Consider the following 10,745-nt stretch of genomic DNA (forward strand, 5'->3'; position numbering starts at 1 on the left):
CCGCCCCCCACGGATCCTCGGCATAGGCCACCACTCCACGCATGCGCTTGCCAAGCCGGATAGCATCTTCGAGCAGCCAGCCGCCATTGGGGTCAAGCGTGATCCGGGCTTCGGGGAAGCGTTCCTTCAAAGCGATGACAGCATCGACCTCGGAGTCCCCGTCCTGGACGCCGCCCTTCAGCTTGAAATCCTTGAACCCGTAACGGGCCTGAGCCGCCTCGGCCAGGCGCACCACGGCTTCTGGCGTCATGGCTTCTTCGCGGCGCAAGCGCTCCCAGTCGTCGTTGCCCTGCGGTTCGCGCAGATACGGCAGATCCGTCGTATCCGGGTTGCCCACGTAGAACAGGTAACCGAGCATCGGAACCGCGTCGCGCTGCTGCCCGTCGCCGAGCAGTTCGGCCGCCGGCACCCCGAGGAACTGGCCGTGCAAATCCAGCAGTGCAGATTCAAGTGCGGTGACTGCGTGCACGGTGGTGCGCAAATCGAAGGTCTGTGCACCGCGTCCGCCGGAATCGAGGTCTGCGAAGCGGGCTGCCACCTGGCGCAGCAGCGAACGGTAAGTCGCCACAGGGGCGCCGGTAATCAGTGTGCCGGCCTCCTCTATGGTCGAACGGATCGCCTCGCCGCCGGGCACTTCGCCGAGGCCCGTGCGGCCCTCGGAGTCAGTGATGATGGCGATATTGCGGGTGAAGAACGGCCCGTGCGCCCCGGAGAGGTTCAGCAGCATGGAGTCGTGCCCGGCGACCGGGATGACCTTCACCGAGGCAATGGTGGGCTGGGAAGTCATGGATTATTCGCCTTTCGCCTGCAGGACGCCGTCAATCCGGCGGGTCAACTTCCACGGATTGTCTTCCGCGATGGGCTTGGGCAAAAGCGCGTCCGGGAAGTTCTGGTAGGCGACCGGGCGCAGGAAGCGCTCGATGGCCAGGGTGCCCACCGAGGTGGTCCGCGGGTCGGACGTTGCCGGGAACGGACCTCCGTGCACCATCGCGTGGCCCACTTCCACACCGGTTGGCCATCCGTTGACCAGGATGCGCCCGACCTTGGTTTCCAGCGTCCCGATGATCTGCCCTGCGGCTTCGTGATCCGAATCGTCCAGCTGCAAGGTGGCGGTGAGCTGGCCTTCCAGCCGGCCCAGCGCCGTTTGCAGCTGTGCGGCATCGGCGTAGCGAATCACCAGCGAGGCGGCTCCGAAGATTTCGTCTTGCAGCACCGGGTTGGCCAGCAGCTGCTCCACTCCAGCGGTGTAGATGGCTGGTGCCGGAGCGTTCTCGGTTGCCCCTTCGGTGCCACGGCCCAGCAGTTCGACACCGTCCTGGCTGCCGAGCGCTTGGACACCAGCGGTCCAGGAATTGTAGATTCCCTCGGTGAGCATCGTCTGCCCGGAAGTTTCCGGTGCCTGGCCGCTGACGGCGCGGGCGAATGCGTCGCCGGCAGCTCCAGTGGGAACAAAGACGAGACCCGGTGCGGTGCACAGCTGCCCGGAAGAACCGACAACAGAAGCCAAGTAGGCCTTGGCCTGCGCAACAGGATCCTGCGCCAATGCTCCCTCGAAGAAGATCACCGGGTTGATGGAGCTCATTTCGGCATACACCGGGATGGGTTCCGGTCGCGCGGCCGCGGCGGCCATCAGGGCGGTGCCGCCGGCCCGCGAACCGGTGAAGCCCACGGCCTTGATGGCCGGATCCTTCACCAGCGCCTGGCCGATCGACGCGCCGGGGCCATAAACCAGGGAGAAGACTCCCGGGTGCAGCCCGAAGTCGGCGACGGCCTTGCTGATGGCATGGCCAACAATCTCGCTGGTTCCGGGGTGCGCATTGTGGGCCTTGAAGACCACCGGGCAGCCGGCAGCCAGCGCGCGGGCGGTGTCGCCGCCGGCCGTGGAGAACGCCAGCGGGAAGTTCGACGCGCCGAACACCGCGACCGGGCCCACCGGGATCTTGCGCTGCCGGATGTCCACGCGCGGGGCCGGGGTGCGCTCTGGCAGGGCCGGGTCCACGCGCACGCCGTGCTGGTCGCCTTGGCGCACCACCTGCGCGAACAGCCGCAGCTGTCCGGTGGTGCGCCCGCGCTCGCCGGTCAGGCGCGCCTCGGGCAAGCCGGTTTCGGCCATGGCGCGAGCGACCAGTTCGGCGCCCACTGCCTCGATGTTCTCCGCGATGGCTTCCAGGAACTCTGCGTGCTTCGACGGTTCCAAGGACCGGAAGGACTCGAAGGCCTCGGCCGCCGCAGCGGTGGCCAGCTTCAGCTGCTGCTCATCGATGAGGCTGTAGGCAGGTTCCAGGCGCTCGTTGGTCGCCGGGTTATAGCCGTTGACCTTGCGCCCGTTGCCTTCGGTGCTGGCGCCGGCGAGGATGGACTGGCCGGTGAGGTTCTGCGTGGTTGTGCTCATGAATTGCTCCTGAGTCGACTGATTGGTGTGTCGTAAAGTGCCAGTGCTGGTCAGAGGCTCGCGCCGGCGGGAACGATGCCTGCCTGCTGGATCAGCGCGGACAGGTCCGCCAGGTCCTGCTCGGTCAGATCCTGCAGCGGCGGGCGCACCGAGCCGGAGTCGCGGCCGATGGCCTTCAACCCGCCCTTGACGATGGATACGCCGTAGCCCTTGACGCGGTCGCGGATTTCCAGGTAAGGCAGCACGAAGCGGTTCAGCTTCTCGTTGACCGCCTTCAGGTCCTGGGCGCGCACATCCTTGTAGAAGTCCAGCGCGAATTCCGGAACGAAGTTGTACATGGCCGAGGAGTAGGTGCTCATGCCCAGCTGCAGCAGCGGCAACGCGAAGGTCTCCGCGGTAGGCAGCCCGCCCAGGTAGAACAGGCGGTCGCCGTTCTTGGCGTACACCTTGGTCAGGTGCTCGATGTCGCCCAGCGCGTCCTTAAAGCCGATGAAGTTCTCGTGGTTATCGGCCAGCCGGGCCACGGTGTCCGCCGAATAGATCGCGTTGGCGCGGTTGTAGACGATCACGCCGGTCGTCGTCGATGCGCAGATGGCCGACGCGTGCTGGTAGAGCCCTTCCTGGTCGCATTCGGTCAGGTACGGCGGCAGCAGCAGCAGGCCTTCGGCCCCTGCGGCCTCGGCGTCTTGCGCGTTCTGGATGGCCTGCTTGGTCGAACCGCCGGCCGAGGCCAGCACCGGAACCTTGGAGCCGGCTTCTTCCACTGCCATGCGGACCACACGCGAGGCCTCTGCCGGGGTCAGCGTGAAGCCTTCGCCGGTGCCTCCGGCGGCGAACAGTCCGGCGACGTCGAAGCTGGACTGCCAGGCCAGGTGGTTGCGGTACGCGGCCTCGTCGATTTCCAGGTTGGCGTCGAATGCGGTGACCGGGAAGGAGAGCAACCCGTCCTTGAGCTTGGAGGCAAGTTCGGCGGGGGTGTACTGGGCCATGGTTTGTTCCTTTGACTGGTTCCCGCCTCAGGCGAGGCGGGAAAGCTGGGGGCGGTGCATTGGTATTACCCTCAGCCTAGGAACCCTCTATGATGCCTGTCCAAGCCCATATTTGTATTGTTTGATACCCAGTGTGCATCATTCAGCGTGCAGCGCGTGGCGCACGATCGAGACCACCCGTTCCAGCGCCGGATTGCGCGAGGACTTGCTCCAGATGGCGTGCAGCTGCACCGGATCGTCGGTAACCTCGCCCAGCCGCAGGTAGCTGACCCCGCCCACGCCCAGCAGCTTGGCACTCTCCGGGACGAAAGCAATACCGCGCCCGGCGGAGACCAGCGCGAGCATGGTCAGCACCTGGCTGACGGTATGGCGCACGTTCTTGTGCTCGATGTCGACGCGGCGAACCACCAGGTCGTAGAAGTAGCGGGCCTTGGTGGGGGAGTGCATGATCAGCGGTTCGTTGCGCAGGTCATCGAACAGTACTTCCCGCTGCAGCCGGGCCAGCCGGTGGCCGGAGGGCACCGCCACGTAGAGTCCCTCGGTTAACAGCAGCGCGGACTCGAAGAGCTTCTCGTCGAAGGGCGGGCGGGCCAAGCCCAGGTCGATGTCGCCGTCCAGCAGGGCGTCGACCTGCTCGCCGGTCACCATTTCCGACAGCTCCAGGTGCACCTGCGGCATCTGCGCCGAGATTTCTCCCAGCAGCGGGCCGAGCAGGCTGAAGCCCGAGGCCGCGGTGAAGCCGATGCGCAGCTCGCCCAGCTGGCCGGCGGCGATGCGGCGGGCATTGTCCGGGGCACGCTCGGCGGCCACGACCAGCCGGCGGGCATCCTGGAGGAAAGCATGGCCCGCCGCGGTGAGGGCCACGCGGCGGTTGTCGCGCTCGAGCAGTTCCACGCCGACCGTGCGCTCGAGTTTCTGGATCTGCCGGCTCAGCGGCGGCTGAGTCATGTTCAGCCGCTCGGCGGCACGGCCGAAGTGCAATTCCTCGGCAACGGCAACGAAACTGCGTGCTTGGTCCAGAGTAAACATTTGATACCTTTCTGGAATCATTCTATGCACATTCAACCTTGGACATGCATCACTTCAAGTTTCTACGCTTGACTCCAAGACCAGCAAGGTGAGCTGTCTCACTCGAGGCCTCGGCCGGGGTCCCACACTCGACACCACAGGAGAACTTCCCATGAAAAACCGCTTGACTCGCCGTTCGCTGCTCGCCCTCTCAGCCACTGGCGCGGTACTAGCGCTTTCCGCCTGCGGCGGCAACGTCGGCGGGGGCTCGGCCTCCGCCGAATTCCCCAGCGGCCCCATCACCCTGACCGTCGGCCAGGCGCCTGGCGGCTCCACCGACCTGATCGCGCGCGCCGCGGCGGACGGCATGGCGGATTCCCTGGGCGTGGCCCTGCCCGTGGTGAACAAGCCGGGCGCCAACGGCGCGCTGGCCACCGAAGAAGTGGCGGCCATGCCCCCGGACGGGCAGAACCTCGTGCTGCTCAACGCCTCGTTGATCACCATTACCCCGCTGGCGGTATCCGCGGACGAGGCGGTTTCGCTCGATGACCTCGATGTCCTCATGGGACTGAGCCAGGATGACTACGTCATGGTAGCCAGCACCAAGTCGGGGATGGAGAACTTCGATGACATCAAGAACAGCGGCAAGAAGCTGTCCTTCGGCACTACCGGCGTGGGCACCGGCTCGCAGCTGGCCCAGGAACTGATCCTGGCCCAGGCGGGCATCGAAGGCACCACAGTACCATTCGACTCGGGCTCCCCGGCACTGACCGCCGTCATGGGCGACCAGGTGCAAGTCTCCACGGTGCAGCTGGGCGAAGCCAAGCCGCAAATCGACGCCGGCACCGTCACCCCGATCGTGGTCTTCTCCTCCGAGCGCAATGAGTTCCTTCCCGATGTGCCCACCGCCATCGAGGCAGGCTATGAAGTCCCGGTCTCCCAGTACCGCGCCATCGCAGCCCCGAAGGGCCTGAGCGATGACGCCAAGCAGAAGCTGGTGGCCTCCATCAAGGACGCGGTAGCCACGGACACCTACACCTCGTTCAACGAGAAGAACATGCTGACTCCGAACGAGATTTCCGGCGAGGAAGTCACCGCCGAATGGAATGAGCTGGCCGCGAAGTACAAGGAACTGACCGATGAGTACGACATCTCGCTGGCCGGCAAGTAGCCTCCCGGCAGCCAGCTGATCCGGAACACTTCAAGCACAGGAGGACATCATGCAAGCCAAACACGTTGAACGCCCGCCGGTGTCCGCCGCGCCCCGCGCGGAATCCGGCCCGGTGCAGCCCGAGGACGATTCGTCGCCCGAGGCGCTGACCCCGGAGGAACTCGCCGCCCAGTGGGAAGCCGAGGCCCCGGAACCGGCCGGGCCGGTGGCGAACCTTGCCTCCAGTCTGGTGGTTCTCGGGCTGGGCTGCGCCGGCATGGCGCTGTCCGTTGGCCTGGGACTGGGCACTCCCGCGGCGCCCAGCGCCGGGATGTGGCCCTTCATCGTCACGCTGATTGCCTCGGTCATGGCCGTGGTGCAGCTCATCGTGGGCAGGCGCGGCGGGAAGGACGGGGAGAAGTTCAGTGCCATGAGCTGGTACACCGTCATTGGTTTCGCCACCCTGATCCTGATGGTGGTGCTCATGCCGCTGATCGGCTTCGAGATTCCCGCGCTGCTGCTGTGCTTCGTGTGGATGCGCTGGCTGGGCGGTGAGCGCTGGCGCTCTGCCGCCTTGTATTCGGTGCTGGTGGTCGTGGCCTTCTACGCCATCTTCATTGCCGCGCTCGGCACCACGATTCCCCGACTGTTCTAAGTCGCAATTAAAGGTTGACTCCCATGGACTTCTTCGGACCAGTCCTGGACGGCTTCGGCACCGTCCTGGACCCCACAAACCTCTTGTATTGCCTGCTCGGCGTTGTCATTGGCATGCTGATCGGCGTGCTGCCGGGCCTGGGCCCGGCGGCCACGATCGCGATCCTGCTGCCGTTGACCTACGGTGTCGAGCCGGTGACCGCCATCATCATGCTGGCCGGCATCTTCTACGGTGCCCAGTACGGCGGCACGATCACCTCGGTGCTGCTGCGCCTTCCCGGCGAGGCCAGCTCGGTGGTGACGGTCTTCGACGGCTATGTCATGGCCAAGCAGGGCCGGGCCGGCACCGCACTGGGCATTGCCGCCATCGGCTCGTTTATTGGCGGCACGATCGCCATTGTGGGCCTGACCTTCCTGGCTCCGCTGGTGGCCAGTTTCGCGCTGGACTTCGGCCCGCCGGAGTACACAGCACTGGCGCTGCTGGGCATCTTGCTGGTGGCCACCATCTCCGGAGGCTCCAAGATCAAGGCGATCATCGCCGCGGCGTTGGGCCTGTTCCTGGCCACGGTGGGTCGCGACGGCTTCACCGGGGCCGAGCGCTTCACCTTCGGCAACCTGTCGCTGGCCGACGGGATCGACTTCGTGCCGATCGCCATGGGCCTGTTCGGCGTGGGCGAGATCCTCTACAACCTGGAGGAGCGGCACCGGGCCGTGTCCGCCCCGCTGAAGGTGGCCAACGTGTGGCCGCGGCGCCAGGACCTGAAGCAGGCCTCCGGGGCGATCGGCCGCGGGTCGGTGCTCGGCTTCTTCCTGGGCATCTTGCCTGGCGGCGGCGCGACGATCTCCTCGCTGGCCTCCTACGCGCTGGAGAAGAAGACCGCCAAGGACCCTACGCGCTTCGGCAAGGGGGCGATCGAGGGTGTCGCCGGACCGGAAACCGCGAACAATGCGGCGGCGACCAGCTCGTTCATCCCATTGCTGACTCTGGGCATTCCTGCGAATGCGACAATGGCGATCATCTTCGGGGCGCTGCTGATCCAGGGGGTCACCCCCGGCCCGCAGCTGATCTCCAATGACCCGGAATTGTTCTGGGGCGTGGTGAACTCGATGTATATCGGCAACATCCTGCTGCTGATCATGTCGATCCCGCTGATCGGCGTGTTTGTGCGGATCCTGCGCATCCGCGCCGCGATCCTGGCGCCGATCACGGCGTTGATCACCCTGCTGGGCGCGTACACCATCCGCAACTCCATGTTCGACGTGATGCTGGTGGTCATGTTCGGCGCCGTGGGCTACCTGATGAAGAAATTCGGTTTCGAGCCCGGCCCGCTGGTGCTGGCGTTCGTGCTGGGCAGCTTGCTGGAATCCAACCTGCGCCGATCCCTGCTGGTGCTGGAAGGCGACCCCTCGGGCTTCCTGTCCCGACCCATCTCCGCAACGCTGCTGGTGGTGTTCGTGTTCGTGGCCGTGTGGCCGATGATCAAGTCCGCCATCGATCAGCGCAAGAACCGCTTGGTGGCCGTGCAGGCCGTAAAGGAAAAGGAAAACGCATGAGCATCATCGTGGGATACGTCCCCACCCCAGTAGGGCAGGCCGCCGTCGACGCGGCCATCATCGAGGCGAAGCTGCGCGCCGAACCGTTGCTGATCGTGAACTCCTCGCGCGAGGGGTCGCTGGTGGACAAGCACACCGCTTCGCCCGAGGACCTGGAACGCGTGCTGCTAGCTGCCGCCGCGGCGGGAGTCGAGGCTCGCATCGTGGAGTCCAGCTACCGTGATGACCTGACCGAGGAGTTCCTGGGGCTGGCCGAGAAGCACGAGGTGTCCTTGATCGTCATCGGGCTGCGCCAGCGCAGCCAGGTGGGCAAGTTCATCATGGGCTCGCACGCCCAGCGAATCCTGCTGCAGGCGCAGCATCCGGTGCTGGCCGTCAAGGCCGGCTGACCCGCCACCGCACCGCTGCCAAAGGCCGCGGACGGCTTCAATGGAAGCCTTCCGCGGCCTTTGCGCGTCCACGGTCCGGTGGCTCCTCAATGGTTGCAGCGCGTCAACTATTGTGAGGCTCGTCACTCAATGAACGGTTCCCGGGGAGCGCCGAAACGCCGAGCCGAATGCGCTACCGGGCGCGGAGTGCCGGAATGTCGCGGGATCGCGGGGATGGCCGACACCCGGGCACGCAACGCGATGCCGGCTGGGTATCAAAACATGCGGATCGAGTCTTGGACGGGAGCGATCCCGGCTTACTAACGTGACTACAGGCACATGGCGATATGCGGCAGCTCACGTAAACCCAAGCCCTCGCCGCCACCCGCGATGCCGAGATTCCACCCTTTTCCAAAGTATTCCCCAGATCGGAGCCCCTTTATGCCCCTGCTTGTCGTAGCGCTGGCGGTAGTCGTGCTGCTGATCCTCATGATGAGGTTCAAGCTCAACGGATTCATCGCCCTGATCCTCGTCGCCACCCTCGTGGCCTTCTGGGCCGTCGCCACCGGATCGCTGAGCGTGGACGGCGAGCCCGCGGGCGTCGCTGACATCCCGGAGATCATCACCGAGGGCCTGGGCGGGCAGCTGGGAAGCACCGCCGTCGTCATCGGCCTAGGCGCCATGATTGGCCGCGTCATGGGCGACGCCGGGGCGGCGCAGCGCATTGCCCGCAAGATCCTCTCGGTCTTCGGCGAGCGTGGCGTGCAGTGGGCCATGATCATTTCCGCGATGCTGATCGGCGTGACCATGTTCTACGAGGTCGCGTTCGTGATCCTGGTGCCGGTCGCCTTCACCCTGGTGCGCGCCACCAAGGTCAACCTGCTGTGGGTGGGCCTGCCCATGTCCATCTCGCTGTCCACCATGCATTCCTTCTTGCCCCCGCACCCGGGTCCGACCGCAGTGGCCGGGCTGTACAACGCATCGGTCGGATTGACGCTGGCCTACGGCCTGCTCATCGCCATTCCGGCCGGTGTGGCCATTGCGATGGCCTGGCCGCGGCTGTCCTTCGTGCGGCAGATGAACCCGCAGATGCCCTCGGGGCTGCTCGCGGAAAAGGACTTCGCCGACGACGAGCTGCCCTCGGGCGCCTTGTCCTTCCTGGTGGCGCTGCTGCCCATCGTGCTGATTGCCGGTTCGGAAATCCTGCGCATGACCGTGACGCTGAGCGAGGAGGCCGACGATGTGCTCGCGCTGCTGGGCTCGGCGGAAATTGCGTTGCTGATCGCCCTGCTGGTGGCGATTGCCGCCTTCGGCCCGCTGAACAACCGTTCCATGGCGCAGGTCGCCAAGTCGATGAGCGAGGCCGCGCGGGCCATGGCCATGATCCTGCTGGTCATCGGCGCCGGCGGCGCCTTCAAGCAGGTGCTGGTTTCCGCCGGCATTGCCGACTACATTGCGGACACCACTGCGGGGTGGAATCTCAGCCCGCTGTTCCTGGCCTGGATCATTGCGGTGATCCTGCGCATCGCGCTGGGATCAGCTACGGTGGCGGTATCGACCGCCGCCGGCATCGCCGCACCGCTGGTCGCGGCCACCGGAGCGTCGCCTGAGCTGATGGTGCTGGCCACCGCCTGCGGCTCGATCGCCTTCAGCCACGTGAACGACCCGGGCTTCTGGATGTTCAAGGAGTATTTCAACCTCAATGTCGGGCAGGCGCTCGCGGTGCGCACCACCTACACCACGACGTTGGCGGTACTCGGGTTGCTCGGGGTCTTCGCACTGGACCTGGTGATCACCTAGGCCCGGTACGGAACTTTGAAGGAAAGACCTCTCGGCGACATGGAGCTGATGGCAGCTGCCACGGCCAGCCGGAGGTCTTTTCCGCGTCCCGGCCCTAAAGCGCGGGGCCGAGCCCCGCTTCGGATTGCAGCCGCAGCATGGAGTTGCCCAGATGCATGCGCATGGCCGCGGCCGCCATGTGCGGGTCGCCGGAGGCAATGGCATCACGCACGGCGCGGTGCTCTGCGGCCACCGAACCCAGCCGGTCGGCGGTGATCGTGTCGGCCGAATCCAGCCGGCCGCGCGGCATCGCGATCATGGAGGGACCGAAATTCTCCACAGCCTGGCCGAAGTAGGGATTGCCGGTAGCCCTGGCCACGGCCAGGTGGAACTCGAAATCGCAGCTCATGCTCACCGCCGCATTGCCCGCTGCGGCCTCGAAGCCCCGCAGGGCCTGGTCCATTGCGGACAAATCCTGCGCGGTGCGGGAGCGGGCCGCGACGGCGGCGGCCTCGGTTTCGAAACCCACCCGGTACTCGATCAACTGGCGGCGTTCCTCGACGGTACGCGGAACCAGTGCTTGAGCGGCAGGCTCGGCGGGCGGTGGAGGAGTCAAAGCGAAGCTGCCCGCGCCGCGCCGCGTGTAGACCAGCCCTTCGGCCTGCAGTCGGGTAATGGCCTCGCGGACCACGGTGCGCGATACCCCGTGCTCGGCGATCAGCTCGTTCTCGCTGGGCAGCTTCTGTCCCGGAGGAATGGCCCCGCCGCTGATCTGCGCGCGCAGGTGCCCGACCAAGGCCGATGCCAGATTGGGTTTGGCGTTGTGCATGCTTAAAGGATAAGCGCCCGAA

10 protein-coding genes are annotated in these 10,745 nt (G+C 66.0%); 5 read left to right on the forward strand and 5 right to left on the reverse strand.

All coding sequences use genetic code 11. The features are described from left to right. From ACNPM8_RS10810 to ACNPM8_RS10825, 4 genes are all read right to left on the reverse strand, one after another. Positions 1 to 787, reverse strand: a 787-nt coding sequence (locus ACNPM8_RS10810) for an enolase C-terminal domain-like protein (RefSeq protein WP_448937724.1), incomplete at its 3' end; no start/stop codon positions are given. Positions 788 to 790: 3 nt separating this feature from the next. After that, on the reverse strand, positions 791 to 2,392 hold the full coding sequence (locus tag ACNPM8_RS10815) for an aldehyde dehydrogenase (NADP(+)) (protein WP_448939829.1): 1,602 nt from the start codon (positions 2,390 to 2,392) through the stop codon (positions 791 to 793). Between the two features lie 50 nt (positions 2,393 to 2,442). Beyond that, positions 2,443 to 3,381 (reverse strand): 5-dehydro-4-deoxyglucarate dehydratase, encoded by a 939-nt coding sequence (gene kdgD / locus ACNPM8_RS10820; protein WP_105656281.1) that lies wholly within the window; start codon positions 3,379 to 3,381, stop codon positions 2,443 to 2,445. 138 nt (positions 3,382 to 3,519) lie between these two features. Beyond that, positions 3,520 to 4,410, reverse strand: a complete 891-nt coding sequence (locus tag ACNPM8_RS10825; protein ID WP_105656282.1) for a LysR family transcriptional regulator — start codon at positions 4,408 to 4,410, stop codon at positions 3,520 to 3,522. Positions 4,411 to 4,561: 151 nt separating this feature from the next. On the opposite strand from ACNPM8_RS10825, the gene ACNPM8_RS10830 reads away from it, so the two are divergent. From ACNPM8_RS10830 to ACNPM8_RS10850, 5 genes are all read left to right on the forward strand, one after another. Next, positions 4,562 to 5,560, forward strand: coding sequence for a Bug family tripartite tricarboxylate transporter substrate binding protein (locus tag ACNPM8_RS10830; protein WP_448939830.1), 999 nt, complete (start codon positions 4,562 to 4,564; stop codon positions 5,558 to 5,560). 49 nt (positions 5,561 to 5,609) lie between these two features. Further along, positions 5,610 to 6,194 carry a tripartite tricarboxylate transporter TctB family protein gene (locus ACNPM8_RS10835; RefSeq protein WP_400341240.1) on the forward strand — a complete coding sequence of 195 codons (585 nt, stop codon included), beginning with the start codon at positions 5,610 to 5,612 and terminating at the stop codon, positions 6,192 to 6,194. Between the two features lie 23 nt (positions 6,195 to 6,217). Continuing rightward, on the forward strand, positions 6,218 to 7,747 hold the full coding sequence (locus tag ACNPM8_RS10840) for a tripartite tricarboxylate transporter permease (RefSeq protein WP_105656285.1): 1,530 nt from the start codon (positions 6,218 to 6,220) through the stop codon (positions 7,745 to 7,747). After that, positions 7,744 to 8,136, forward strand: coding sequence for a universal stress protein (locus ACNPM8_RS10845; protein WP_105656286.1), 393 nt, complete (start codon positions 7,744 to 7,746; stop codon positions 8,134 to 8,136). The genes ACNPM8_RS10840 and ACNPM8_RS10845 overlap by 4 nt, the downstream gene beginning before the upstream one ends. Positions 8,137 to 8,556: 420 nt before the next feature. Continuing rightward, on the forward strand, positions 8,557 to 9,915 hold the full coding sequence (locus ACNPM8_RS10850) for a GntT/GntP/DsdX family permease (RefSeq protein WP_105656287.1): 1,359 nt from the start codon (positions 8,557 to 8,559) through the stop codon (positions 9,913 to 9,915). 94 nt (positions 9,916 to 10,009) lie between these two features. Here the strand turns inward: ACNPM8_RS10850 and ACNPM8_RS10855 are convergent, their stop codons facing one another. Then, complete coding sequence (locus tag ACNPM8_RS10855) at positions 10,010 to 10,723, reverse strand: FadR/GntR family transcriptional regulator (RefSeq protein ID WP_105656288.1); 714 nt, start codon at positions 10,721 to 10,723, stop codon at positions 10,010 to 10,012. Positions 10,724 to 10,745: the final 22 nt, after the last annotated feature.

The organism is Glutamicibacter sp. AGC46, from assembly GCF_053543715.1.